The organism is Paraburkholderia silvatlantica, assembly GCF_003096715.1.
Classification (GTDB): Bacteria; Pseudomonadota; Gammaproteobacteria; order Burkholderiales; family Burkholderiaceae; genus Paraburkholderia; species Paraburkholderia silvatlantica.
On record NZ_QEOL01000013.1, the window covers coordinates 135,294 to 160,182 of the forward strand.

Here is a 24,889-nt window from a genome sequence, read left to right on the forward strand (position 1 = left end):
GCTAGTCTCCCCGGTATTCGAGGATGGCACAGGCGGCCTGGCCCTGAAGGCCGACGGACCACAACAGGATGCACTGGCCCTCAGACGGAACAATTTCCTGCAGCAGGGCGTCGAACTGTGCTGGCGCGTCGGCGGCACACAGATATCCGGTGTCATCGTGCTCCGGGTACCACATACGCCCTGACAGTCGGGCCTGCGCGCTGATCCTGCTTGCCAGCGCCGCGTCGATGCGCGGAGGCACGATCCAGTCGATCGCCCCAGGCTTGAATCCGGCCCGCGCGCACGTCTGTCCGATGACTTCGACTACGACCATTTCGTCGACGTACATATCGGGTGGCGCGATGAGGAGACAAGGCGTGTGTACGTTGACGTTGAGCACGTGCCACCCCGGTCCCGCGTGCTGCCTGACCACAACGGCGGCGGCGCCGTCGCCCAGTGCTGCTGGCGATCCGGCCAGTCGGGAGAACGGCGGCCGCCACCGTTCAGCGCCGACGATCAGTGCAGTGCGCATGCACTCGTCACTGGCCATCATGTCGGACACGATCTGCAGCGCAAGAAAGAAGGACACGCCCTGCAGCTGTCCAATCGCGAACGGCATACCTGCCGCGCCCAGTTCGCTGTGCAGGCGACCGGCACACGAGAGCGCGAGGTCGTGCTCAAAACTGGTCGCACAGACGATCACCTGATCCAGTGTGGAGTTGCCCTTGCCGGGACCCCGCCGGATCGCTTCCCTGGCGACCGTCGATGCCATCTCCGAGAGCAGGAGGGCCGGTTCGCAGGCGACGTGTGCCGCCGTCGCGGCAGGCACACGCTGCGGAGAATGGTTGTTGGGACCGGGACCAGGACCTGGCTCGCGGCTCCAGCGCAGCGTATCGGCATAGACTGATCGCATGACGGCTTCCCGCGCGGATGACGGTGCGGTCGCCGGGGGCCGTAATTCCGCGTCGGACCGCACGCACATCGGCGGGATGTACCGCGCCGTAGCCACAATGTATGGCCGCTGGCGAACGGGGTCAGTCGAGCTGGACATGGGATTCCACGAAGTCGACGAGGTTGCTGAAACGCATGAACAGATCGGCAGAAAGGTCCTCCGGCGCGAGCGTGAAGCCGAAACGTTCCTCGAGCTGAAGCAGCAGGTCTGTCATGTTCATGGAGTCGACACCGACGTCGAACAGGTTGGTGTCGTCTGCGATCAGGTCTGCAGCCACGGTGCTGCCGATGGCCGACACCAGGCATGACCGGATGGTGGCTGCGATTTCTTCGCGTCTGGGGCTGTGCGTCTCATGCGTCATGGGGTGTCTCCTGCCCGGATTGGCGAGCGCTGGCGATGTCAGGTGAAGGGTCAGGCGGGCTGGCGTCGCAGGAAGTCAGCTCGGTGATGTCCCACGGACGTAACGCCGATCGCTGCGCGGCTCGAGCGATCATGAGTCGCTGCAGGTCGCCGGTGCCCTCCATGATGTCGAACGCCCTGGCGTCCCGGTATGCCTGCTCGAGGGAAGGATAGGTGGCGATGCCGTCGATACCGGCGATGTCCATGGCAGCGCGCGTCACCCGTGCGGCCACGCGTGAGGCAAACGCCTTGGTCATGGATGAATCCATTGACGTAGCTATGCCGCGATCCGTCTTCCAGGCCGTGCGGTGACAGAGCAGCCAGGCTGCAGCAATCTGGCGGTCGATGTCGAGCAGGGTTGCTTCCACTCCTGCCACGTGTTGGCGACTGTTGGCAGGCGCACCGCCCACGTCGAGCCAGGCCGAGAGGTCCGCGCGCACCCGCCGGCAGGTGCCAACCATGACGGCAGAAAGCAGTGGCCGGAAGTAATCCCAGGATCGCTGCGCACCCGAGAAGGCGTCATCAAGTGGTTTTTCGTCGCCACGGGCAAGAAGCGCATTGTCGGGTACCTCGCAGTCCGCGTAGGAGAGGACTGCAAGCTGCGTCGCGCGCAGACCGGCCATCCGCTCGATGCGTGACACCGTGAATCCTGGTGTATTGCAGTCCACCAGGAATGCACGGATACCGTAGCGGCCCATCTGCCGGTTGATCGTTGCAAATGTGATCACACAGTCGGCGCGGGCACCGTTCGTGATAAAGCACTTGGTGCCGTTGAGTACCCAGCCGCGAGCAGTTTTCCGCGCGGTTGTACGCATGGCAGTCGCATCGGAACCACAGTCAGGTTCTGTGATCGCGAAGGCACCCCAGCGTGGCGTGCCGGACTGGAACCGCTGGAAGAACCGGGCCTGTTGTTCGGAGGAAGCGAGCGCAACGACCGGCGGCATGGCGAGCCCCGGGCCCGGCAACGCCAGCGCGAGGCTTGCATCGGCTTCCCCGAGGCAGGTCATCAACCTCACCTGCGCCACGAGAGACTGCAGGGCCGGAGAGCCGCCGTACCGGGTGGGCACGAGGTTCATGTTCAGGGCTGGTACATCATCTGGACGCCAGGGAGGAGGGTCGGCAATCTCACCGGTTGCGTCCGATTCGGGGCCGACAGCGCGCATCCGCCTGAGAAGCAGTGCGAGATCGAGTCCACGCTCGGCGAGCGCAGTACCGATGTCGTCGATACCGTGAACCCGCTGCAACGTCTGTTCATGCCGCACCATGAGGCGTCTCCCCAATGAGCGCGCCTGCGCCCCCGACCGATATTCACGCGAACCCGTGGGAGAGGTTTGCATGTCGTATGGCCATGAGCGTAGGCTTCAGGGCGCGGGTCGTCACCTCCGAACATTAGGAGGATGTTGTATCGTGGGCGTTCGCGGCGCCATCATGGCGGTCACGCGGCGGCGGATGGCCGATAATGATGTTCAGAACAGACGATGATGGGCAACTACGGGTGTGACGTATGGCAGCGCGCAAACAGACGACAGAGAAAAAACCGTTGCTTCAACCAGGCAACAAGGGACCTCGCACGACCAAGCGGGGAGATCAGGTGGCTGAGCTCATCAAGAGCTGGATTACCGACGGAAAGGTGCGCCCCGGCATGCGATTGAACAAGGAGGCGGAGCTCCAGGAAATGTTCAATGTCAGTCGAGGTTCCATGCGGGAAGCTCTCAAGGCGCTGGAGGTACAGGGGCTTGTGCGCCTGAGTACTGGGCCGGATGGGGGCGCAACGATTACGCGCGTGCCGCTCGCCCGAGCATTCCAGTCACTGCAAAACTACCTGTTTTTTGAGAGCATCAGCCTTGAGGATATTTATGCCGTACGGCGCGCGCTTGAACCGCTGCTTGCTGCAGGGGCCGTCGAGCATCTGACGGAGGCCGACCTCGAAGCGTTGGAGCGCAGCGTGGAGGTCTGTGAGCCGTTTGTGGCAAGCCATGAGCATACGCTCGACCAGCGCCACGAGGATATCCACTTTCACGACGTGTTGGCTGCGGCCAATCCGAACGCCTTCCTTCGCTGCGTATGCCAGATCATCAACCAGATGCTGCATAGTCTCGTGATCGTGGCGGGTAACGTGACCCAGCGGGACTATCAGGCGTTCGGTCGGCAGACCGTCGTTGCCCACCGCGCAATCCTGGATGCCGCGAAAAGGCGCGACGCCGGCGCAGTGGAGCAGCTCATGGCGGCGCATATGGAGGAAGCCGAGGTGCAATTGCGCAAGGTGCATGCCGCCTTGCGGCAGAAGCTGGTGCTGGATTCCGATTTGGGCCTGTACGCCGGCAGAAAGGGTGGTGAGTGACGGACACCCGAACTGTTGACGTGTAGTTCAATGTCCGCCGAATAACTGGCCTCAGTGCGTTGCGCGGCCGGGGACGGACGTGGAAAGCGAGCGTGCCACGTCGGTCAGCGGTGCTCGTCCGAAGGAGAGTTCGAGGATGTGGCTTGCCCAGAGCACAAGCGCATCGGCGTAACGGCCGCCAACGATCTGTATCCCGACCGGTAGACCATTTGCAGTCGTGCCTGCGTAGACGCTTGCTGCAGGAAGGCCAAGCTGGTTGCACCAGGCCGTGAAATGGGGAAACAGTTCGTCGCTGGCGCGGAGTTCCGCAAGCGGCATGGCCACGCGCGGATACACCGGGCAGATGACAAGGTCGTACCGCTCGAAGAACGCGTTGACCGCAGCGCCGAGTTCTCCGCGCTCGATGAGTGCGCCAAGCAGTGCATGGCGCGATATTGCCGCGCCCGCGTCAGAGTAGGCCTGCAATGACGGATCGAGCCCCGCTCCGCCGTCAGCCATGTCTTCGGTGAGTTGCCTGCAGCAGGCCGGCCAGAGGGTGGCGTGAATCGAGTTACAGCGAGCGACACCTGGGGGATCTTCCGGGCACACCTTGGCACCGAGTTCACGGAAGGTGTCGGCCGCACGCATGACCGCGTCGTGGACGGCGGTTTCGGGCGTAACGGCGAGTCCCAAAGACGGACTGTATGCGATTCGTACACCGCCCGGCGTCGGCTTGCACTTCAGCCCCAGTTCATAGTCGCTGCCGTCGAACGGCAACGCGTACCAGTCGCGGCTGTCAGGGCGGCTGATGACGGTAAGGACACGGGCGGCATCTGCCACGCAGCGGGTTATGGGGCCGACGTGGCTTAGCAGTCCAAACGGTCCGCGTGGTGCATGTGGAACGCGGCCGAAGCTCGGCTTGAAACCAAACGTACCCGTGAACGCGGCTGGAATCCGGATTGATCCGCCGCCGTCGGTGCCGATCGCGACGGGTGCCATGCCAAGCGAGACTGCGGCGGCGGCTCCGCCGCTGCTGCCGCCTGGGGTGCGGCCCGTATCCCACGGGTTGCGTGTGACGCCGGTAAGTGGACTGTCGGTGACGATCTTGTGAGCGAAATCGGGCAGGGTGGTCTTGGCGAAGCAGATGGCGCCAGACTCGCGAAGCCTCGCTACACACGGGCTGTCGTCGTGTGATGGCGTCTCGTCCGTGACACGTGAACCATATCGCGTAGTGAGGCCAGCGACAGCGACGTTGTCCTTGACGCTGACCGGCACCCCATCAAGAGGGCCAAGAGAGCGCCTGCTTTGCCATCGTCGCTCTGATGCGCGGGCCACGTCGAGCGCGTCCGGAGATATCTGACAGAAGGCATTCACGGCAGGGTCGAGTTGCTCTGTGCGTAGAAGCACTGCCTTCATCACCTCGACGGGGGAGATCTCGGCCGTCTTATAAAGCTCATGAAGCTCCTGTGCCGTCAGATCGCAGATGTCATCGTTCATACCACCTCCAAATTAATCATCATAAATAACCATAGATGTGACGCGTCTCCAAGTCAAGTGTGATCTGGGAGTGGAAAAAATTGGGGTGAACGAGAGAAATTTCGGCATTGACATCCAAATTCTGGGAGTGTAATTTTATGATCACAAATCGCCAACCGAGTCAGCTGTCAATGAAGCGGGAATGTCGGCTCAAGACGTGACGCAAGTTTGACGGACGTCGAGTGGCACGAACCACCTTGCATGGATTGTTGGTCAATTGAGGTTAATGCGGCGATCGGACCAGGGCTCTAGTTATGGCGTCGTCTGCGGTTGGTCCAGAGACTCAGGAAATCTTAGTTTATTCTTGGGCCAGTTTCTCTGCGCTGGCGAGGAGGGCTCTCTTCTTTTCCTTGCTGAGCCTGCCGGCGATTGCCAGCAGGCTCGCCAGGTGATCGTCGTCCTCATAGAGGAAGCCCGTGGGGACGAGTAGTGCTCGCGCCAGACGCTGACTGGTTTGTATGGCAGGGGTATGTTTGCCCTTTTCGTACTGGTTGACGCGGGTGCTGGCTGAGAATTCATCGATTCCCGCCTGGATGCCGAGCTGCTCCTGGGTGAGGCCCGAGCGCAGTCGCGCCTGTTTCAGGCGTCGAGGGAAAACGGCATCAAGGGTGGATGTATCGCGTGACATCCGGGGAGTGTCCCGGATTCGCTCAAGGATTTTACTAAGTAATTCTTAGTCTAAAGACTAAACATTGCTTGGGTTCTTGACCTTGGGCGATGCTGATAAGGTCAGCATCTCGGCATTCGCGAGGAGGATCTTCTTCTTGCCCCGCGTGAGCCGGGCCGCAGTTACGAGAAGAGCTGCAAGCAGATCATCCTCCTCGTAGAGGAAAGAGGTCGGGACATGGAGTGCTCTCGCCAGACGTTGCCCCATTAAGAGATGGGGCAGGTGCTTGCCTCTTTCGTACTGGTTGATGCGGGCACTGGCGGAGAATTCGTCGATTCCCGCGTGAATGCCGAGCTGTTCTTGGGTCAGGCCCGACCGGACCCGTGCCTCTTTCAGGCGCTTGGCAAAAATGGAGGATGTCGTGTGTTTACCCGGCATCCTTGGAGTCTCTGGGAATTGCTTGATTTTTTTACTAAGAGTTTCTTAGTGTCCTTGCTAAGGAACTCTTGGTCGTAAGGAGTGGCAGTGTTGGAAATCGGGTCGTTTGCTGATTGCACGCAAAGAGCAAACGCTTCGGAGACGTGGACAGCGGGACTTACTTATATGACGACGATTCTTAACATTCTGGGTTACGTGAGCATTCTGATGCTGGTGGCGCTTGGGCTCGCCATCGTCTTCGGCATGATGGACATCGTGAACCTCGCACATGCGGAGTGGGTCACGATCGGCGCGTACGGGTTAGCCGTTGCGCAGGCGGTTGGCGGGAAGCAGGCTTTCTGGCTTGCTTTGGTCGTGGCGCCCGCTGTCGGGGCTGTCCTCGGCTGGTGCCTCGAACGTTTCATCATCCGGCTGCTCTATGACCGGCCGCTGGACACGCTCCTCGCGACCTATGCGATCAGCCTCATCCTGCAGAAGGTGCTGGAACTCATCTTCGGCACCCAACCGATGCTCGTCTATGCCCCGTTCAGCGGGGCAGTGCCAGTTCCCGGCGGAAGCTATCCGGCCTACCGGATCTTCGTGATCGGCGTTGCACTGACCGTGACGGCAGGATGCTGGCTGCTGTTTGCGCGAACGCGCTTTGGTACCCAGTTGCGCGCGGTGATCCAGCACCCGGCGATGGCGGAGGCCGCGGGCATCGACACCCAGCGTCTGAACCGCTTCGCCTTCTGTGGTGGAGCGGCACTAGCCTCGCTCGCGGGTGTACTTGTCGCGCCGATGGTGTCAGTCGAATCGCATCTGGGCGTTTCTTATCTCGCCAAGGCGTTCTTCGTGATCGTACTGGGCGGCATCGGCTCGATCGCCGGCAGCATCGTGGGCGCCGCAGTCATCGGTACCGCCGAGACGTTACTGAGCTATCGCATCGACCCCTCTCTCGCATCCGCGGTGGTTTTGGCTCTGTCCATTGTGGTGATCCGGTTCAGACCGCAAGGGCTGATTCCGGGATTCAGCGCGGCCCATCAGCTTCTCGGTAAAGGATAAAGCGTATGTCTCGAAAACAAGCAGGATGCTTGCGGCTCTGGTTCTCACAGCCCGCCCTCGGCCCCACGGATGTTTCCCCCCTGTTGATGTGGAGCGCAGCCGTGGCTGCGGTGGCCCTCGTGCCATTGGTTGCCGGTCCCTGGTTGCTGGCGACGGTGCGCGATGCACTGGTGATGGGGATCCTCGCGTTGAGCTATGACCTCCTCTGGGGACGTGCCGGGGTACTGACGCTCGGGCACACGACGTTCCTGGGCCTCGGCGCCTATGGATTTGCCGTCGTGACCGTCCAGTTCGGACAGGCACCCTTGACGGGCGTGGCGGTCGGTGTGCTCTGCGCTGCGGCTGTCGCTCTCCTGATCGGCTATTTCCTGCTTTTCGCGGGGGTGAGGCTCCACTTCTTCGCCATCATCAGCCTTGCCGTGCTGATCGTCGCACAGCAGCTCGCCGTCAGCTGGCAGTCGGTTACCGGGGGCGACACGGGCATCCTGGGTATCCCGGGGCTGTCGTTTAGCGTGGACGGCCATGCTCTTGACCTGAGCGGTCCCCGGGCGTCCTGGTACATCGTGGCGGCCGTACTGCTCGCCGCGACGGGCCTGATCTGGCTCGTGTGTCGCAGCCACTACGGCAAGGTGCTCAATGCGATCGCAACCAACGAATGGCGCGCAAAGGCTTGCGGCTATCACACGCCGTTGCACCTGCTGCTCGTCTTCGTCGCGTCGGCGGTGCTTGCCGCAGTTGCGGGTGTGCTGATGGCGGCGTGCTCAGGGGTGGTGGCCCCGGACGTGTTCTCGCCGCTCCTTGCGACCGAAGTCATCCTCTGGGTGGCCATCGGTGGCCGGGGAAGAATTGGTGGCCCCGTCGTCGCGGCGGTCGCCCTGACGCTGCTCAGGCAGGCCGTCTCCAGTTACAGCACGGACGGCTGGCCCCTGATTCTCGGCGGTCTGTTTCTCGCCTGCGTGCTGTTCATGCCGAACGGACTGCGCCTGGGCGGATGTGCGGTGGTTGCGCGCCGGGCAGGTCGGGCGATAAGGGGCCGGCCACCGGTTCAACCGATTCATCGCGTGGGTCACGCACAGGAGAAGCGGTAATGGAGAGCCAGTACCTTCTGGGCACCGGCCTTTCGCGCACGTTTGGCGGGATCAGGGCGGTGGCCGGCGTCGACATCAGTATCGCGCCACGCGACCTGCTGTGCGTGATTGGTCCGAACGGGGCCGGCAAGAGTTCGCTCGTCGGCCTGCTGTCGGGGGCGATTACCCCCGGTTCCGGTGAACTGTATCTCGATGGTGAGCGGATGACAGGCCGCCCGATGCACGCGTTCTGCCGGCGCGGTGTGGTGCGCAAATTCCAGGGGACCAACACCTTCCTCACGATGAGCGTGCGCGACAACCTGATGGTGGCCGGCCTGGGCGTCGCGGCTTACCGGGCCACCCGCATGCCTGATCCCGACGCCGTCCTGGAAGAAGTGGGTTTGTCTGGGCAGGCGCACGAACTCGCGTCGCATCTGCCGCATGGGGAGCGGCAGTGGCTCGAAATCGGCATGGCGATCATGTGTCAGCCTGCACTGCTGCTGCTCGACGAACCCGCGGCGGGCCTCTCTGCAAAGGACGCGCAGCGGCTGGTGCGCCTCATCCACCGGCTGCGGGAGCGGTGCGCGGTACTCGCCATCGAGCACGATCTGGGCTTCGTGCAGTCTCTCGCGTGCGAGACGTGGGTGATGCACCGGGGAGAGGTGGTTCGGCGCGGGTCGTTTGCGGAGATCGCAGCCGACGAGCAGATCCGCCGCATCTATCTGGGACGGGGAGCGACACATGCTGCACATTGAAAACCTGTGCGCTGGATACGGTGACGTGGATGTGGTTCACAACCTCACGCTCGACGTGCTGCCGAACGAGGTTGTCGGTGTGCTCGGCTGTAACGGTGCGGGCAAGACCACGCTGGTGAAGGCCATCATGGGGTTGCTGCCGCGCATGAGCGGGCAGGTTGGTTTCCTCGGGCAGTCGTTGACGGGGCTGCGCACACATGAGATTGCGCGCCGGGGGATCGGTCTGGTGCCGCAGGGGCGCTGGATCTTTCCGAAGCTGACCGTGCGCGAGAACCTGCTGATGGGTACGCAGACTGTGGGGGGCGCCGACATCCTCGACGAGGTATTCGATTACTTCCCGGTGCTGAAGTCGCGCCTGTCGCAGCAGGGCGGCACGCTTTCAGGTGGCGAGCAGCAGGTCCTTGCCATTTCACGCGCCCTGTGCGGGCGCCCGAAACTGCTCCTGCTGGACGAACCCTCCGACGGCGTGCAGCCCAACCTGGTCGAACGTATCGGCGAGGTGATTCCCGACCTGTGCCGCCGCGCGAAGCTGGCGGTGCTCCTCGTCGAACAGAACCTCGATCTCGTCCTCCAGAGCGCGCAACGCTGCATCGTGCTCAGTAATGGGCGCCTGGTGCATGCCGGTTCCGTCGAACCGCAACCGGGTGTCAGGGATGAACACCCGCTCGCGCGCTATCTCTCTCCCGCCGCGGAGCTTGCCGCGGATTTCCCTCATGAAAACATCCAGTGACCTTCAGTGAGAATACGCATGAACCGTCGTGACTTTTCCCGAACCATGCTGATGGGTGCGGCCGCTTCCCTTGCGGCATCAACTGTCCCCCGGTTTGCGCGCGCGGCTGAGCCGTTGAAGATTGGCCTGCTCGCGCCGCTTAGCGGTCCGCTCACGCGTGTGGGACAGACCAACCGCAACTGTGCCGCGCTCGCAGTGGACGAAATCAATGCTGCCGGTGGTCTGCTTGGCCGGCCGCTGCAACTGAGCGTCGAGGACACGCAGATGTCTACGGCCGTGACGCTTGAGAAGGCGCGCCAGCTCTTCATGCGTGACGACGTGGCGATGATCACGGGCATGGTGCTTCCGTCCGAGCGCGAGGCGGCCCTTCAGGCAGCGCGCCCGTCGCGAAAGCTCATCGTCTATCCGAACTTCGACGAAGGACGGTGCGACCCGCAACTGTTCACGACGGGGCTCGCTGCAAGCCAGCGGATCGAGCCGCTCATTGCGTGGCTCATGCGCGACGGTGGACGGTCCGTCTGTGCGGTCGTCTCCGACATCGGCAGCAACCGGAAGGTGTTGATTCCGCAACTGCAGGCGGCGGTGGCCCGCCATGGCGGGAAGTTCCTCGGTGTCTACTGGCTGCCCTTCGGTACACGTGACTATGGCGCCGTCCTGCAACAGGTCGCCAGCGCCGGGCCGCAGATCGTATGGCACAGCATCGGCGACGACCCGGTGACATTCGTTAAGCAGTACCGGTCATTTGCGATGAAGCCGCAGCTGGTGACGGACATCGCACACGAATCCCTCTCGATTGCCACCACGGGGGCCTCGACCGGCACGATCGGCGTGTCGTCGTATTTCATGAGCATCGACAACCCGGAAAACCAGGCGTTCCTCACGCGTTATACGGCCCGTTACGCCGGTGCGCACGATCCGCGGCTGGGCCGCTATGCGGTGGTGCTGCCGCATGGCGAGAACACGTACGCAGGCATTTGTCTTTTCGCCGAGGCCGTGAAGGCGGCAGGAAGTGTCGACGCTGATCGCATCAGGGCCGCGCTACCCGCCGTCTCCGTGGCACTCCCCCGCGGAAAGAGCCGCGTGAGTCGCGACGGCGGTCATGTGCTCTGCCAGACACGCATCGGCCAGGCACTTGCCGACAACAGCTTTGCGATGCTCGAGTCCACTGGCCCCGTCATCCCGGTGTGTCAGGGATAGGCACGCTCCATTCATCGTGCGGAAACGTTCGTGTCAGTAGATAAGGACTACATAATGAATGAAATTGTCATGTTGAGCGCGGCTCAGCTGGTTGCCGGGTTCCGGCAGCGCACGCTCTCGCCGGTGGAGGTCATGTGTGCCGTACTGGACCGGATCACGAAGCTCGATCCGGTGGTCAACGCATTCTGCGCCCTTGACGAGGAAGGGGCGATGTCGGCCGCCGGTGAGGCCGAGCGGCGGTGGATGCGCGACGAGCCGTGCGGTCCGCTTGATGGTGTACCGGTATCGGTCAAGGATCTCGTCGCCGTCGCCGGTCTTCCGACACGGCAGGGGTCAAGGACGGCCTCGCCGGACCGCGAAAGTGCCGATGCGCCAGCCGTGGCGCGGCTGCGGCGCGCCGGCGCCATACCGTTTGGCAAGACAACCACGTCCGAGTTCGGCAACAAGATCGTCACCGACTGTCCGTTGACGGGCGCAACGCGCAATCCATGGGATACGCGTCTGTCGCCCGGGGGCAGCAGCGGCGGGTCCGCAGTCGCGGTTGCGCTGGGAATGGGACCGCTGTCGCTTGCGACCGATGGGGGCGGGTCGATCCGGATTCCGGCCTGCTGGAGTGGCGTGGTCGGGTTCAAGCCGACGTTCGCGCTGGTGCCGGCGGGCAGTGCGGCGTCGTGGACAGCACTGTCCACGCTTGGCCCGATCACGCGAACGGTGCGCGACGCCGCGTTGATGCTCGATGCGATGACCTGCGCGAACAGCGACTGGCTCCCGGGAACAGGGAGGCCGTCCGGCTATTCGTCCGGGCTGGACGACGGCGTCGCGGGCCTGCGGATCGCGTGGCGCGCCGCCCCGGACGGCGTGTCGGTGGCCCCGGATATTGCAGAGCGTGTCGGCCGGGCAGTGGACACATTCGGGATGCTCGGCGCGACGGTCATCCAGACCGACGTCGCACCGATGGTGGATTACTACGGCGATGGACGTATCCATTCGGTCCAGTGGTCGGTGTTCTTCGCCCAGCGTGTGCGGCATATGGAGGCCGCCGACAGGACGCTGCTGGATCCTGACCTGACGGCACTTGCGGATGTGGGGGCACGGATCGACACCGCGACGTTCGTCGATGCCCTGCTTGCGCGTCACGCGCTCGGCGTCTCGATGGAAACGTTCTTTGAGCATTACGACCTGCTGGTTACGCCGACGTTTCATTGCGGGCCACCGCCGGTTCCCGGCTTGCCCGGCCATCTGCGCAATGCCCCGCTGCTGACCGCGTGGTGCAACCAGGCCGGCGTGCCCGCCATATCGGTGCCGTGCGGATTCGCAGGGGATGTGCCGACCGGCCTGCAGATTATCGGGCGTCGGGGCAGCGATGCCCTGGTGCTGCGGGCAGCGCGCGCATACGAACTGGCGCGCGGGGATTTTCCTGCACCGCAAGGGGATCTGCCGCTTCCCGGTGACACGGAGATCGCGCCATGAACGTCCAGATTGCCAGGGTGGTGATCCATCTCGTTGAACGGTGCGCGGAACTTGGCGAACCGGTCACACCAGCGCATCGCCAGGTGGTCGCTGCTGCAGTGCTGAAGTCGATCGACCCGGATGGCGCGGGTGACCTCGAGGCGCTCTATGCGACGGGCGCTGATCTGGGCCTGATCCTCACGGGTCGCGCGCTGCATGCGCTCGGTTGCCCGGGAGAGCAGATCCAGGGTTACGGGAAGGCGGCGCTCGTGGGCACTGGCGTGCCGCTCGAGTGGGGCGCGGCGCTGCTGCACCCGCGACTCGGCAAGGCGGTTCGCAGCTGTCTGCCGGGCGCGTCCTCGATCATGCCGTCCGTCACGAAGCGAGGGCTGGCGGGTGCCTGCGTCGATATTCCCCTGCACAGCGTCACAGACATGTGGAGCTTCGACCATTTCGACACGGTCTCGCTCTGCCTGGCGGATTCACCGGCACCGGACGAACTGCTGCTCGCGATTGCCCTGGCCGAGCGCGGCAGGCCGCTCGCGCGCGTGAAGCCCGGCTGAAGCATTGCATCACACCGCGCCGTTCCGTGCCCTGCCATGGTTTCCGGCTGGCACACGGCAAACGGACAGACGAACACTCACAGGCGTTCAAAGGAGATAAACATGTGCAGGGATAGTCGGGGAAGATGGAGCAGGAGAGTGGCAGCACTGTCGCTGTGCATCACGGCGGGTGCAGCGCACGCGCAGTCGTCGGTGTCGCTCTACGGACTGGCAGATGCATTTGCCGGTGTGGTGCGTACACCGGGCGCGTCAGGCAACACCTGGCAGGTAGGCTCGGGTGGGCTTTCGACATCATACTGGGGCATGTCGGGCGCCGAGGACCTCGGTGGTGGCATGAAGGCGATCTTCACGCTCGAGAGCTTTTACCGGATCAACAGTGGACAGTCGGGAGCGTACTACGGGCAATCCTTCTTCGGGCGCCGCGCGTTCGTCGGTTTGAGCGGCCCGTTTGGACAGCTGACACTGGGGCGTAATGATTCGCTGCTCTTCGTCTCCACGCTGCTGTTCAACCCGTTCGGCAACTCGTTCGTCTTTTCCCCCATCGTGGTCCACACTTTCCTGGGGTCCGCGATGGGTGCGGCTTCCGTGCAGAGCGATACGGCAATCGATGACTCGATCGTCTACCAGACGCCGGAGATTGGCGGGCTCACGGGAAGCCTGCAGTACAGCAATGCGGGCGTCGCAGGTCACGCCGGGCAGGCGAACTACAGTGCGAACGTGCTCTACTTTGCGGGGCCGTTTTCTGCGACGGCCGCAGTCCAGAGCCTTCATACGGCGTCGCTTTTCCTGAACGGCGCCACGGAACAGACGGCGTGGCTGGTCGGCGCCGCGTATCGCCTGCAGGCGGTAAAGCTCTATCTCCAGTACGAGCGCGTGACCAACAACAACGAGCTCACCGACGATACCGTTCAGGTGGGAGCGAGTGCGCAGATCGGCACGGGCAGCATACTGGTGTCCTGGGCGGGAACGCTCAGGCAGCCTGCACAGGGCACGGATGTCCGCTGGTCGACCGTGGTGCTCGGATATGACTATCCGCTCTCGAAACGCACGGACGTCTACGCCGCGTGGCGCTACGACACCATGACCAGCGTCTCGTCTGGCAATAGCCTGGGCGCCGGTATCCGGATGAAGTTCTAGCCGGCAGGATCCAGCGGGTCAGTACGTTGGCAGGCACCGGATTCGCCCTGGATGCCCGCGAGCCCGCGCGGCGGTAACTGTACCCCGATGTTTACAGCTGTCGCGATTGCCTTCCTTCGGGTTGCAGCATTGAGCGTGAATATCAACGCGACGTCGAACCAATACGGTAGGGGCCGATCGGGCCAGACGTCGAGGCCATTGCTGGGTTCCGGACTGGCGATGGTGTTGCATCTGCAATCCGGTAATGGCTGGCCGTGGGGCGAACTGTCGTTGATGAGGGCAACGCACCGGTAGCGTTTCTTCGCCATGTGCTGGGCGAAGCAATTGCCGGCCACGCTGTCGTCGCCGATGACAGGGAGCGCCACGGCGAAACCCGCCGCGTGAGGAGGGGATCCGTGGCCGAAGGCGAAATCAAGGGAATGGCTGCATTCGCATATACGTTCAATGCGCACAGCGTGGCACTCGAGGTCACGTGGCCTGCGACGCCAGAAATCTCCGACGGAGGAGCTTTCGCGAGACCGTGACGGACGTCCCGGGTCGCGGCATTGCCTCTGGCGATCGCTACCTGCGGCCTTGTACGACTGCGGAAAGCTTCAGCCTGCTTCCTGGTGGTTCCATGCGTGGCATCTCACGTTCTGGTTCTGGTCACGTCGTCATCAGGACCTGCTGGACCGGGATCGGGCTCGATACCGATTCGATAGTTCGCGACGAAATCGGGCCACTCTACATGGTCAACCAGGTCGATGTCCTCGATAACCTTGATCCTAGTCTTCGCGCGCTCGAACAGGGCAATGCTGGCGGCGGGATAGTTGTTACGCGATGGGTAGAGCACGCCACCGAACAGCGGGAGTCCATCGCTTCCGCGCAGCGCATGCACCTGGTCGGACACCTGCTGCGTGCAGGTGTAGTCGCGGCTGGCCAGTTGCTCAAGATTCAGGCCGAAGTAGCCTGCCATTACACCTTCGGCCGTCAGGTCCGCCAGGGACAGCTCCTCCAGCACACCAACCGCACGCACCAGCCGGCTGCGGACTTCTGCATGCGCGATCGAGCGCCTGGTGTCCCTGTCCCGCCGGTGTTTGTGAAACACGGATTCCATTAATGCCATAGGAAGGTTGCGTCCGAGGTAAAGCACGCCACAGTCCCGTTTTGGGGCGTCATAGCAGTTGGTGCCGTCGCGGCCGTAGTACAGCGGTTTATCCCGGTAGACGACGCGGCTCACGTGCTGGAGCAGTTCACCTGCGTCGATGGCAAGCGACGGCAACCCGATACTCATTCCCGCTCCGCCTCATGCACGCCCAGGACGTTGAGCACGGCTTTGACCACGTCGTCGATCGGCCGGTCGGTGACGGCTTCGAGCGGTGTGCGTCCACCGAGACCCTCGAGCGGCTCGGACAGGGCGCGATACAGCGTCCAGTTGTCGATGCCCTCGACCTTCTGCAGTACAACCTGAGTCAATTGCTGCTTCACCGGGTCGAGCTGCCAGTCGGGCAGCCTCTGGCCACGACACCCCACGTTCAGTGCGAGCAACCGGCGGGCATCAATGTCCTTGTAGATCTGCTGACGCACCTTGTTCGCCAGCCGTGCAAATTCGGGCAATGGCAGGTTATGCGGCTGATTGAAGGCTTCCAGCCGGGCCGAGCGACCGCGCTGGATGTCGGTTGCACCCGGCACCCAGCGTGTATCGACGCGCAGCGCAGCTGCCTTGCCGGCCAGGCGTTGCTCCACCGTTTGTACTTCCAGCGTCGCGGGCAGTTTCACTACCTGCACGCGCTCATGGACGAACGCCTGCAGCTCGGCGGCAAACGCCTGGGCATCGCGGATTTCGGTGGTTGCAGAGAAACGACGGACAACATCATCCGCCGTGACGCGCGGCAGGTGGTCGGCAATGAATTCAAGGGTCGTGGACATGGTCATCTCGCGCAGTCGATGACTGAGACAGGGACTACTGCAATCTCCTATGTCTCCTTTGTCAACTATGTAAACTCAGTTGCATATCTCTGACACGATCACGTCCGCGGACCGTTTCACTCCGGCACGTAAGTCAGTTCTTGGCGCGTGGCCGCTGTCCAATCCGGTCTGTACCCGGGCCCTGGAGCTGTTGGTGAATACGTCTGTGTCAGGTTTGCCCTGTATGCACATAGTTGAAGACCGGCCAGATAGCTGGAGTTCGACATGCGCCCAGTGTTCCGGTGCAGATGGGCATAGCCGTGCGAAGCAGCCATGTTCTGGCTCGCCTGTAGATCGTTCGCTTTGTCCGACGGGGCTTCCCGTCGACAAGACGGGTTTGGGTATTGGCGTCACCCGCTGCTTGAATTCCCTCATGTTCTGGCCACTGCAGGCCAGAACGACCCCTGGGGGGCAAGTCATGTCAATCGAGGACAGTAGCGCGGACAGGATCCTGCGCCGTCGACAGGTCGAGGCGCGCACGGGGTTGTCGCGCTCGACCATTTACCGTCGTATGCAGGCCGGAACGTTTCCGCCGGCGATCGCGCTTGGCGGTCGCCTGGTCGGATGGCGGCTGACCGATATCGAGGCGTTTCTCGCGAACCCCGCCCGCTATCGTGTGCCGGCACGCTTTCGCGAAGGGGGAGCGGGAGGCGCGCCATGAGCCGGGACCTTGCTTCAGGACCGCTCGGTCCGCGTCTGGCGAACTGGGGCAACGCCGCGCGGGGTGCCTACGATCCGGTCGATGCGGCACGGATCACGAAAGCGTGGGAAACCCTGCATCCCCGGTATCGCGACATGCTCCGCATGGTGTATCTCTGGCACGCGAGCCAGGAGGTCGTATGCCGGCGCCTGCGCATACCGCGTCGGCCGGCGCAACGCTTCGCACTGGAACTTGCGGCCGCGCGTGCTGCGCTCGCGCGGGCGCTGGGGACGGGAGACCAGCACCGCGGGAACAGCTCGCCGCCATTGGACGACGGGCAATAGGGACGTGCTACTGCGAGAGTGGGTATCCGGGCTGGCGGCCGGTATCCGAAGAACCTGAAGATAGCCGGCTAGCGGATACGTCGCTGGGAGCGTTGCTGCGCAGATAGCGAGTCGCTGCATGTGTCGTCAGCCGGCGCCCTTCACGCTACAGCATCGATCGCAACGGCATCGTAGGATCCGCGAGGACGGCCGGGTCGAGCGTGTGTCTCGCCGCGATCAGCCGCTTGCACGCGCCGATTTCCCTTCCCGCGTCGATTGCGACGACGCCGCGCAGACGGCCGCCGTCGTCTAGCGCCATCATGCAGAAAGGCGCGCTCTCTGCGTCGCCGCGTGTCACGATCCGGTGCGCCGCATCGACGACGCCGAGCGTCTGGATATTGCAGTCGTATTGATCGGACCACAGCCACGGCATTTCGGCGTACTCGCGGCTGCCGCCAAGCATGTTTTCGGCGGCGATGACCGGCTGGTTCTCCGCTACCTGCCACGACTCGATCCGCACGCGCCGCGCCAGCAGCGGATTGAAATGCGCGGTCACTTCGCCCGCAGCGAAAATCGCCGGATCGGCGGTGCGGCATTGGGCGTCCACGACGATGCCATTGTCCACATCGAGGCCCGCATCGCGAGCAAGCTCGACGTTCGGGATCACGCCGATGCCGGCAATGACGACGTCCGCCGTGAGCGTTTCGCCGTCGTCGGTTTCTATCATCGCGCGGCCACCGTCGTCGTGACGGATGCCGACGGGCCGCGTGCCGAGCCGCAACTCGACGCCGTGGCGCTGGTGTAGCGCCGCGACGAACCGCGCGGCCGCAGACGGTAGCGACCGTTGCAGCAGCGCCGGCGCCGGCTCGATCACCGTCACGCGGCAGTTGGCCTGGGTCGCGGCCGCCGCGGCTTCGAGTCCGATGAAGCCGCCGCCGAGCACGGCAACGACCTTGCCCGGCGCGAGTGCTGCGCGCAGCGTGCGCGCGTCGTCGAGCGTGCGCAGATAGTGCAGCGGCACGGGCGCGTCGAACTTTCGCACGCGCGAGCCTGTCGCGAGCAGCAGCCGGTCGTAGCGGATCTCCGAGCCGTCGTGCAACCGCACGTTGCGGCGCGCGCGATCGACACCCGTCACGGTGGTCGCGAGCCGCAGTTCGATGCGCTGCGCCGCGTACCAGCCTGGCTCGCGCACGAACGCCTTGCACGCGCCGTCGTCGGCGAGCAGCGCGTCTTTCGACAACACGGGCCGGTCGTACGGCGCATGCGGTTCCGCGCCGATCACCACGATACGCGCGTCGGCGTCGCGCGCGCGCAGCGTTTCGGCCGCGCGCCTCGCCGCGTGCCCGGCGCCGACGATCACATGCTGCTCAGTCGACATGGATCTCCACCCGCGAGTCGACGATCCGGATCGGAAATGCGCGAACCGCCTCGGTCACCGGCGCGCAGCGCGGTGCGCCTGTGCGGATGTCGAAGAGCCCCTGGTGCAGCGGGCACTCGACGCAGCCATCCTCGACGTAACCGTCCGAAAGCCGCGCGTGCCCGTGCGAGCAGAGATCGCTCAGCGCAAACACTTCGTCGCCGATGCGAAAAATTGCGATCTGCCGGTCGCCTGCGATCACCGCGGCGGGCTCGCCTTCGGTGAAATCGTCGAGGGCGCCGATTGCTTGCCAGTTTCCCGTCGCCTGCTCCATGTGTCCTCCTTCAGATCGGCGTCGCGAGCAGCGTCTGCACGCGCGACGTGTCGTAGACGACTCGCTTGGCCGCATAACGCAGCCCGTCCGGCGTGCGCACGACGCGGTCGTAGTACTTGCCGGCCTGGTACACGTGCGATTCGCCGTTCGAGCGCGTCTGCACGACGACATAGCTGCTTTCCGTCTCGATAGCGCCGTCGTGCTCGCCGGTCACCGTCAGCCCGGAAGTCATGTGGCGGTAGGTATGCTCGTCGTAGATGTTGGCGTTGCGCAGCGACACCACGCGATCGCGTAGCATCCGCTGGTTCGTGCAGTGGATGAGCCCGACGGGCAAACCCAGATCGGCGTTTTCCTTCGGCACGATCTCGTATACGCAGTCTTCGGTGAACAGCGTCGGCCACGCTTCGAGGCGGTTGTTGTCCAGGTTGTAGATGTACTGGTTTTGCAGCATGTGCAGTTCCAGCCAGAGCGTCGTCGCGTCCATGTGGTTCTCTCCCGCTCAATAGCCCATCAGTTGCTGGTAGCCGACCCAGAAGCGGCGGATCAGACTTTCGGTGATGACTGTGTCCTGCTGGTCCGGATTGCCGCGCGACATTTCGATCACCGAGGTCGCGTCGCCGTCGCGCACGGTGCCGCGCTGCACGAGCTCGGTCGCCTCAGTGTCCTCCATCGAGATGTAGCCAGCTGGTCCGACGAGGTTGGCCTGCTTGATGCGCAGCGCGCGCAGCTCGGGCGTGTCGTCTGCGTAGCCGAAGAAGTGGAAGACCAGTTCGAAGTTGTTCGGGCCTTTCGGCAACAGCTGACGCGCGACGAGCGTGTTATGAATCTGCTGTATTACGAGCTGCGGGAAGATCGGCTGGATGTGGTTGGTCGTGTCCTCGTCATACTCGGAAATTAGGCCGAGAATCGAGTCGTCCTCGAGCCTGAAGCCCTCGTCGAACGAGCGGATGTTCTGCTGTTTGTAGGCATCCGAATTATCTTCGCCTGTCTTCGTCACGGTGATGATGCTGTGCAGCCCGTGCGTTGCGTCCGGAATCGAGCGCGCCTTCATACCGACGCGGAAGATGTTGAATGTCGTATGGAACAGATGAAGCATGCTCGCGTGATACGGGTCCTTGACGTTCTCGAAGTAGAGTTTCCAGTTCGACTTCGAGTATTGGCGCGTGCAGCCGAGATACTCGACCGGCTTGTAGAAGATGCGATCGATCCACGGCTTCATCTGCTCGCCAAGATAGTCGGGCAGCGGCGCAACGCTATCGCTGAAGGTCGCGAACACGAGGCCGCGATAGCTGTCCACGCGCAGCTTGCGCAGGCCGTGATTCTTCGGATCGAAATCGCCGGGCATGCCCGTCATGCCTTTCTGGCCTCGCCGGAACGGTACACCCAGCAGGTTGCCGCTGCTGTCGAAGCTCCATTGGTGATAGACGCACGTGTGCGAACTCGCATTACCGCGCGCCTTGCGGCACACCGAGGCGCCGCGATGCGCGCAGCGGTTGACCCACGCGGCGAGCGCGCCGTCGTCGGTGCGCGTGACGACCACGGGCGTGTCGCCGACAAAGGTGCTCTTGTAGTCGCCCGGATTCGGAATCTCCGCTTCCAGTGCGACGAAATTCCACGTGGGGCCGCGGAAGATGCGCTCCTGCTCGCGCTCGTAAACCGCCTGCGAGCTGAACACCTTGTACGGGACCCGTGAGCCGTCGTCGTGCGGAAACACGACCTCGCCGGAATCGACCGGGGACGCGAATCGAATGGGGGTTTCGGCGATGTCCATGCTGTTGCTCCGCTTGTGCCTGTTGCTCCGTATTGAGGGGACCGTTGCTGGAGCGCGTCGGCGTCCGGCAACGGAATACATGCTTATTTTTGGAGAAGCAAAATAGCGGAGCTATCCGTTTCCGGCGAACACACCGGGCGGTTATCCGTTTCAGGCAGCTTTCCGCGCGTATGAACCAATCCGAATTCCGTCCCAAGGCGTTGCGCCGCCACCGGCTGTTCGAGTCGAGAGATGTCGACGAGACACGCGAGCTGATCTCGCGCGTCATGCAGCCTCATTCGCTTGCGCCGTTCGGCGACGGCGGCGGGCGCTCGCACATGGACTTCGTGAAGATCGGCCGGATCGGTCTCGGCACGATCGGCTTCGGCAGCGGAATGCGCGTCGACGTCGACGCGGTCGACGGCTATTACCTCATGATGTTTTGCGTGGCGGGCGAGGCCGAGGTCTGCGCGGCCGGCCGCACGGTACGCGTCGACGCGCGGCAGGGCGTGATTCGCGCGCCGGGCGAGCCGTTCAGCGCGCGCCTGTCGCCGGGCTGCGAGCAGATGGTGCTGCGCATCGAGCCAGAGGCGCTGGGCGGCGACGACGCCCTGGTGGGTGCGTCGGACGCTGGGCTCGTCCAGTTCACGAGCGGCGCGATGCGCGCCTGGCAGCAGCAGTTGAAGCTCGTCGCCAGTTCGCCGGAATTGCTCGCGAGCGCGTGCGCGAATGCCAAGGTCGGCGCGCATGTGGAGTCGCTGCTGATCAACCTGCTGACGGCAGGTCCGTTCGACGTGCCCGCGCCGCGTGTACGCCAGGCTGTGATGCCGGCGTTCATCCGCCGCGCGGAAGACGAGATGATTGCGCGTCTCGCGACGCCGCTGTCGCTCGCGGAACTCGCGGCCGCCGTCGGCGTGCCGGTGCGCACGCTATGTGCAGGATTCCTGCGGTTTCGGCAGACGAGCCCGATCCAGTACCTGCGGCAATTGCGGCTCGACCACGCGCGGCAGACGATCCGCGCCACCGCCGCGCACGTGCGCATTGCGGATATCGCGCTCGATTGCGGCTTCACGCATTTCGGCCGCTTTGCACAGAGCTATCGCGAGCGCTTCGGCGAACTGCCGTCGCAGACGGTGCGAAAGCGCTGAAAGAAGAAGTGAAGTACGCGTCACGCAGGGCGCGCGGATGGCCGCATCGCCGGGACGGGGCCGGTGTGCATGCCCTCGGCGAAGATCGAAGCATCGAGCGCATCGACCGTGGGGCGGCCGAGCAGCGCGAGCGTGCGCGTGAGCTCGTCCGCCAGAATCGCGAGCGCGCGCGCCGCGCCGGCCTCGCTGCCCGCTGCGAGCCCGTATAGTACCGCGCGCCCGACGAGCACGGCGTCGGCGCCGAGCGCCAGCGCCTGCGCGACGTCGCTGCCGCGGCGAATGCCGCTGTCCATCAGCAAGGCGATGCGGCCCTTCGCGAAACGCGCGACCTGGGGCAGCAGATCGAGCGGCGAACCGACGAGATCGAGCTGACGGCCACCGTGATTGGACAGCACGACGCCGTCCACGCCCGCATCGATCGCGCGGCGCACGTCGTCGGCAGCGAGCAGGCCTTTCACGATCAACGGGCGCGGCCAGCGTGCGCGCAGCCAGGCGAGATCGCTCCAGTGCAGCGACGCGTCCATGCGTTCGCGTAACCAGTGCGCGGTCTGCGGCGCGGACATGCGCGTGCCCGTGTACGTCTCGACGTTGACGAAGCGCGGCCCGCGTCCGCGTCGCCAGATGTCCGCGATCCAGCGCGGATGCGCGAGCGTCTCCAGCCGGCTCGGCCAGTCGAGCACGGCCGGACGCGCGTAATGGCGGCGGTCCCATTCGCGGTTGCCGTAGACGGGGCCGTCCACCGTCAGCACCAGTGCCGCACATTGCGCGGCGAGGGCGCGCTCGATCAGGTGTTCGGCGAAAGCACGCTCGCGTAGCACGTAGAGCTGCATCCAGTGCGGCGTATCGAGGCACCGGGCGACCGCTTCGATTGTTGCCATCGAAACCATGCTTTGCGCGAACGGAATGCCGGCGCGCGCCGCGGCCGCCGCGAGTTGCAGGTCCCCTTGATCGGCGAGCAGGCCGTTCAGGCCCGTCGGCGCGACGACGAAGGGCAGCGGCAGGCGCTTGCCGAACAGCGTCGTCGACAGATCGACGGCGCTCACGTCGACGAGCGCGCACGGTGCCAGCGTGCGCCGCGAGAACGCGGTGCGATTACGCGCGAGCGTGACCTCGTTTTCCGCGCCGCCTTCCAGGTACTCGGCGACGAACGCGGGCAGACGCCGATGCGCCGAGCGCCGCAAGTCTTCGATGGTGACGGCGCGCTCGATGCGCCGACTCGTTTGGTACATGCGCGATGTCGGCCACATATGATTCGATTCGTCGAATAAATAGAATTCAGAATTACGATACTGGTCGTGGCACGGATTGTCAACGAGGAAAAAATCCGCAAATTTCCCGTATGTCCCGATTTAAATTGATGGTAAAGTGAATACAGAATCTCACATTGCCGCACTAGACTGGAGGTCCACATGAATGTATTGCAGGACCGCGCGCGCGATTGCAGCACGGCGGAATGGGACGCGCGCGTGAAGCTCGCGGCGACATACCGCGTGTTCTACATGCTCGGCTGGCACGAGCTGATCTTCAACCACATCACGCTGCGCGTACCCGACGCCGCCGACCAGTTGCTGATCAACCCGTTCGGACTCGCTTACGACGAGGTGACGGCGTCGAATCTCGTGAAGATCGATTTTTCCGGGAGGATCCTCGACGGCAGCCCGTGGCCCGTCAATCCAGCCGGCCTCACGATCCACAGCGCCGTGCATGCGAACGTGCCTGACGCGCATTGCGTCATGCACATCCACACAACCGCGAGCGTCGCCGTTGCGTGCATGGAGGACGGCCTCGAGGACAACAACATCTATTCGTCGCAGCTCTACGACAGCGTGACCTACCACACCTTTGAGGGCACGACGGTCCACGATGACGAGAAGGCGCGGATGATCGCGTCGCTCGGCGACAAGCGGCTGATGATCCTGCGCAATCACGGCCTTCTGTCGCACGGCACGACGCTCGGCCATGCGTTCGTTCTGATCTGGACGCTTAACCGCGCGTGCGAGATCCAGCTAGCGACGCAGTCGATGCGCGGCCACACGCTGCGTGTCGATCCGCGCATCAGCGAGCGTTCGACGCGCGACGCACTTCAGTTCGATCCGCGTTTCGGCGCCGGGGAGCAGGTGCTCGACGCGCTGATTCGCCGGCTCGACCGCAGCGACACGAGCTATCGCCAGTAGCCCGGCGACTTCACACAAGTATTACTTCGCCGATGCTTCGCGCCGTGAGTGTGCGAAGCATCACGCGCGCTCGGCGAACATCTCGATCAACGTAGTGCGCAACCAGCGGATGCCTGCGTCGCTTGCGAAGCGCGCGTGCGTGTGGACGCGCACGTCGATGGGCGGCAGGTCGAACGGCAGCTTCAGCAGCCGGAATGCGCGCGCCCGGTTGAAACGCTCAGCGATGCTGCGCGGAAAGATCACCGCGAGATCCGTCTGCCGGACGATTTCGGGCGCCACCGTGAAATGCGGCAGACGCAGCACGATATCGCGCACGAGCCCGGCGCCGGCGAGCCATTGCTCGATCAGGCGGTGGCCGGTCGCGTCGGTGCTCGCGTATACATAGCGAAGCCCCGCGAGATCCTCCTTCATCACCTTGCGCGCCGCGAGCGGATGACCCGTGCGCAGCAGGCACACGTGCTCGTCGTCGAACAGGTGGTCGCTCACGCAGCCGTCACCGAGCCCCGGCACGTAGCCGAGCGCGAGATCGAGCTCGCCCGCGCGCATCGCCGCGCCCACCGATTCCGCCGGTAGCGGCACGATCTCGAAGCGGATGCCGGGCGCGCTGCGATCGAGCGCCGCCAGCAGCGGCGGCAAAAAAAAGAACTCCGACATGTCCGACATCGACACGCGAAACACGCGCGATGCGCTCGCCGCGTCGAAGCGCCCGTGCGCCTGCACGGCCTGCGTGATTATGCCGAACGCCTCGTCGAGCGGCCCGTGCAGACGCACGGCCGCTTCCGTCGGCACCATGGTCTGCGGCGTGCGCACGAACAGGGGATCGTCGAATTGCTCGCGCAGCCGGCGCAGTGCGTGGCTCACGGCGGGCTGCGTGAGGCCGAGCCGCTCGCCCGCGGCGGTGAGGCTGCGCAGGTCCCAGATCGCGAGAAAGACGCGCAGCAGGTTCAGATCGGGCAGACCGCCATTCGTGTGCTTCATGGTGTGCATTATTGGTGCGAATTTGACGCGACGTAGGGCGAATCCTATCGTAGGCCCATGCACGGCCG

28 protein-coding genes are annotated in these 24,889 nt (G+C 64.1%); 13 read left to right on the forward strand and 15 right to left on the reverse strand.

Features of this window, described 5'->3' with window-relative positions; all coding sequences use genetic code 11:
• Nucleotide 1: 1 nt before the first annotated feature.
• The 3 genes from C7411_RS18705 to C7411_RS18715 form a co-directional block, all read right to left on the reverse strand.
• Nucleotides 2–892, reverse strand: a complete 891-nt coding sequence (locus C7411_RS18705; protein WP_243413229.1) for a 3-oxoacyl-ACP synthase — start codon at nucleotides 890–892, stop codon at nucleotides 2–4.
• A gap of 121 nt (nucleotides 893–1,013) precedes the next feature.
• A complete protein-coding gene (locus tag C7411_RS18710; RefSeq protein WP_110385661.1) occupies nucleotides 1,014–1,292 on the reverse strand; it encodes an acyl carrier protein in 279 nt (92 codons plus the stop codon).
• Nucleotides 1,282–2,595, reverse strand: a complete 1,314-nt coding sequence (locus C7411_RS18715) for an acyl-CoA dehydrogenase family protein (protein WP_110385660.1) — start codon at nucleotides 2,593–2,595, stop codon at nucleotides 1,282–1,284. The genes C7411_RS18710 and C7411_RS18715 overlap by 11 nt, the downstream gene beginning before the upstream one ends.
• A gap of 239 nt (nucleotides 2,596–2,834) precedes the next feature.
• On the opposite strand from C7411_RS18715, the gene C7411_RS18720 reads away from it, so the two are divergent.
• Nucleotides 2,835–3,671: a FadR/GntR family transcriptional regulator gene (locus C7411_RS18720; RefSeq protein ID WP_110385659.1), complete on the forward strand. Its 837-nt coding sequence runs from the start codon at nucleotides 2,835–2,837 to the stop codon at nucleotides 3,669–3,671.
• A gap of 51 nt (nucleotides 3,672–3,722) precedes the next feature.
• On the opposite strand, the gene C7411_RS18725 is transcribed toward C7411_RS18720, so the two are convergent.
• The 3 genes from C7411_RS18725 to C7411_RS18735 all read right to left on the reverse strand — a co-directional run bounded on the left by C7411_RS18725 (nucleotide 3,723) and on the right by C7411_RS18735 (nucleotide 6,231).
• The gene (locus C7411_RS18725) at nucleotides 3,723–5,147 is read right to left on the reverse strand and encodes an amidase family protein (protein ID WP_110385658.1); all 1,425 of its coding nucleotides are present in this window, start codon (nucleotides 5,145–5,147) and stop codon (nucleotides 3,723–3,725) included.
• A 337-nt stretch (nucleotides 5,148–5,484) separates the two neighbouring features.
• Nucleotides 5,485–5,814: a helix-turn-helix domain-containing protein gene (locus tag C7411_RS18730; RefSeq protein ID WP_110385657.1), complete on the reverse strand. Its 330-nt coding sequence runs from the start codon at nucleotides 5,812–5,814 to the stop codon at nucleotides 5,485–5,487.
• 57 nt (nucleotides 5,815–5,871) lie between these two features.
• Nucleotides 5,872–6,231, reverse strand: coding sequence for a helix-turn-helix transcriptional regulator (locus C7411_RS18735; protein ID WP_110385656.1), 360 nt, complete (start codon nucleotides 6,229–6,231; stop codon nucleotides 5,872–5,874).
• A 165-nt stretch (nucleotides 6,232–6,396) separates the two neighbouring features.
• Between C7411_RS18735 and urtB the strand changes: the two genes are divergently transcribed.
• The 8 genes from urtB (at nucleotide 6,397) to C7411_RS18775 (ending at nucleotide 14,170) form a co-directional block, all read left to right on the forward strand.
• Complete coding sequence (gene urtB, locus C7411_RS18740) at nucleotides 6,397–7,272, forward strand: urea ABC transporter permease subunit UrtB (protein WP_110385655.1); 876 nt, start codon at nucleotides 6,397–6,399, stop codon at nucleotides 7,270–7,272.
• Nucleotides 7,273–7,277: 5 nt separating this feature from the next.
• Nucleotides 7,278–8,360, forward strand: a complete 1,083-nt coding sequence (locus C7411_RS18745) for a branched-chain amino acid ABC transporter permease (protein ID WP_110385654.1) — start codon at nucleotides 7,278–7,280, stop codon at nucleotides 8,358–8,360.
• Entirely contained in the window at nucleotides 8,360–9,094 is a 735-nt protein-coding gene (locus C7411_RS18750; RefSeq protein WP_110385653.1) for an ABC transporter ATP-binding protein, read from the forward strand. The genes C7411_RS18745 and C7411_RS18750 overlap by 1 nt, the downstream gene beginning before the upstream one ends.
• Complete coding sequence (locus tag C7411_RS18755; RefSeq protein WP_110385652.1) at nucleotides 9,081–9,824, forward strand: ABC transporter ATP-binding protein; 744 nt, start codon at nucleotides 9,081–9,083, stop codon at nucleotides 9,822–9,824. Before C7411_RS18750 ends, C7411_RS18755 begins: the two co-directional genes overlap by 14 nt.
• 18 nt (nucleotides 9,825–9,842) lie before the next feature.
• Nucleotides 9,843–11,021, forward strand: coding sequence for an ABC transporter substrate-binding protein (locus C7411_RS18760; RefSeq protein WP_110385651.1), 1,179 nt, complete (start codon nucleotides 9,843–9,845; stop codon nucleotides 11,019–11,021).
• Between the two features lie 54 nt (nucleotides 11,022–11,075).
• Entirely contained in the window at nucleotides 11,076–12,491 is a 1,416-nt protein-coding gene (locus C7411_RS18765) for an amidase family protein (RefSeq protein WP_110385650.1), read from the forward strand.
• Nucleotides 12,488–13,033, forward strand: coding sequence for an amino acid synthesis family protein (locus C7411_RS18770; protein WP_110385649.1), 546 nt, complete (start codon nucleotides 12,488–12,490; stop codon nucleotides 13,031–13,033). Before C7411_RS18765 ends, C7411_RS18770 begins: the two co-directional genes overlap by 4 nt.
• Nucleotides 13,034–13,135: 102 nt before the next feature.
• Entirely contained in the window at nucleotides 13,136–14,170 is a 1,035-nt protein-coding gene (locus C7411_RS18775) for a porin (protein ID WP_110385648.1), read from the forward strand.
• Here C7411_RS18775 and C7411_RS18780 read toward each other — a convergent pair.
• The 3 genes from C7411_RS18780 to C7411_RS18790 form a co-directional block, all read right to left on the reverse strand.
• Nucleotides 14,167–14,622, reverse strand: a complete 456-nt coding sequence (locus C7411_RS18780; protein ID WP_133253679.1) for a hypothetical protein — start codon at nucleotides 14,620–14,622, stop codon at nucleotides 14,167–14,169. The genes C7411_RS18775 and C7411_RS18780 overlap by 4 nt on opposite strands.
• A gap of 176 nt (nucleotides 14,623–14,798) precedes the next feature.
• Nucleotides 14,799–15,443, reverse strand: a complete 645-nt coding sequence (locus C7411_RS18785; RefSeq protein WP_110385646.1) for an RES family NAD+ phosphorylase — start codon at nucleotides 15,441–15,443, stop codon at nucleotides 14,799–14,801.
• Nucleotides 15,440–16,078, reverse strand: coding sequence for an integrase (locus C7411_RS18790; protein ID WP_110385789.1), 639 nt, complete (start codon nucleotides 16,076–16,078; stop codon nucleotides 15,440–15,442). The genes C7411_RS18785 and C7411_RS18790 overlap by 4 nt, the downstream gene beginning before the upstream one ends.
• A gap of 457 nt (nucleotides 16,079–16,535) precedes the next feature.
• Here C7411_RS18790 and C7411_RS18795 point away from each other — a divergent pair, with 457 nt between their 5' ends.
• Together C7411_RS18795 and C7411_RS18800 are read left to right on the forward strand one after the other, a co-directional pair.
• On the forward strand, nucleotides 16,536–16,778 hold the full coding sequence (locus C7411_RS18795; protein ID WP_110385788.1) for a helix-turn-helix transcriptional regulator: 243 nt from the start codon (nucleotides 16,536–16,538) through the stop codon (nucleotides 16,776–16,778).
• Nucleotides 16,775–17,101 carry a hypothetical protein gene (locus tag C7411_RS18800; protein WP_110385645.1) on the forward strand — a complete coding sequence of 109 codons (327 nt, stop codon included), beginning with the start codon at nucleotides 16,775–16,777 and terminating at the stop codon, nucleotides 17,099–17,101. The genes C7411_RS18795 and C7411_RS18800 overlap by 4 nt, the downstream gene beginning before the upstream one ends.
• A 145-nt stretch (nucleotides 17,102–17,246) precedes the next feature.
• Here the strand turns inward: C7411_RS18800 and andAa are convergent, their stop codons facing one another.
• Genes andAa through andAc form a run of 4 tightly spaced genes read right to left on the reverse strand, consistent with a single transcriptional unit; the run spans nucleotide 17,247 to nucleotide 20,542 of the window.
• Complete coding sequence (gene andAa / locus C7411_RS18805) at nucleotides 17,247–18,458, reverse strand: anthranilate 1,2-dioxygenase system ferredoxin--NAD(+) reductase (protein ID WP_110385644.1); 1,212 nt, start codon at nucleotides 18,456–18,458, stop codon at nucleotides 17,247–17,249.
• The gene (gene andAb / locus C7411_RS18810) at nucleotides 18,448–18,771 is read right to left on the reverse strand and encodes an anthranilate 1,2-dioxygenase ferredoxin subunit AndAb (protein WP_110385643.1); all 324 of its coding nucleotides are present in this window, start codon (nucleotides 18,769–18,771) and stop codon (nucleotides 18,448–18,450) included. Before andAb ends, andAa begins: the two co-directional genes overlap by 11 nt.
• Nucleotides 18,772–18,781: 10 nt before the next feature.
• Nucleotides 18,782–19,255, reverse strand: coding sequence for an anthranilate 1,2-dioxygenase small subunit AndAd (andAd, locus tag C7411_RS18815; protein WP_110385642.1), 474 nt, complete (start codon nucleotides 19,253–19,255; stop codon nucleotides 18,782–18,784).
• Nucleotides 19,256–19,270: 15 nt separating this feature from the next.
• Nucleotides 19,271–20,542, reverse strand: coding sequence for an anthranilate 1,2-dioxygenase large subunit AndAc (gene andAc, locus C7411_RS18820; protein ID WP_110385641.1), 1,272 nt, complete (start codon nucleotides 20,540–20,542; stop codon nucleotides 19,271–19,273).
• Between the two features lie 170 nt (nucleotides 20,543–20,712).
• On the opposite strand from andAc, the gene andR reads away from it, so the two are divergent.
• On the forward strand, nucleotides 20,713–21,669 hold the full coding sequence (andR, locus tag C7411_RS18825; protein ID WP_110385640.1) for an anthranilate 1,2-dioxygenase regulatory protein AndR: 957 nt from the start codon (nucleotides 20,713–20,715) through the stop codon (nucleotides 21,667–21,669).
• 20 nt (nucleotides 21,670–21,689) lie between these two features.
• Here the strand turns inward: andR and C7411_RS18830 are convergent, their stop codons facing one another.
• Nucleotides 21,690–22,898 (reverse strand): alpha-hydroxy acid oxidase, encoded by a 1,209-nt coding sequence (locus C7411_RS18830; RefSeq protein WP_110385787.1) that lies wholly within the window; start codon nucleotides 22,896–22,898, stop codon nucleotides 21,690–21,692.
• Nucleotides 22,899–23,078: 180 nt separating this feature from the next.
• Between C7411_RS18830 and C7411_RS18835 the strand changes: the two genes are divergently transcribed.
• Complete coding sequence (locus C7411_RS18835; RefSeq protein WP_110385639.1) at nucleotides 23,079–23,843, forward strand: class II aldolase/adducin family protein; 765 nt, start codon at nucleotides 23,079–23,081, stop codon at nucleotides 23,841–23,843.
• 60 nt (nucleotides 23,844–23,903) lie between these two features.
• Here C7411_RS18835 and C7411_RS18840 read toward each other — a convergent pair whose 3' ends face one another.
• Nucleotides 23,904–24,821 (reverse strand): LysR family transcriptional regulator, encoded by a 918-nt coding sequence (locus tag C7411_RS18840; protein ID WP_110385638.1) that lies wholly within the window; start codon nucleotides 24,819–24,821, stop codon nucleotides 23,904–23,906.
• Nucleotides 24,822–24,889: the final 68 nt, after the last annotated feature.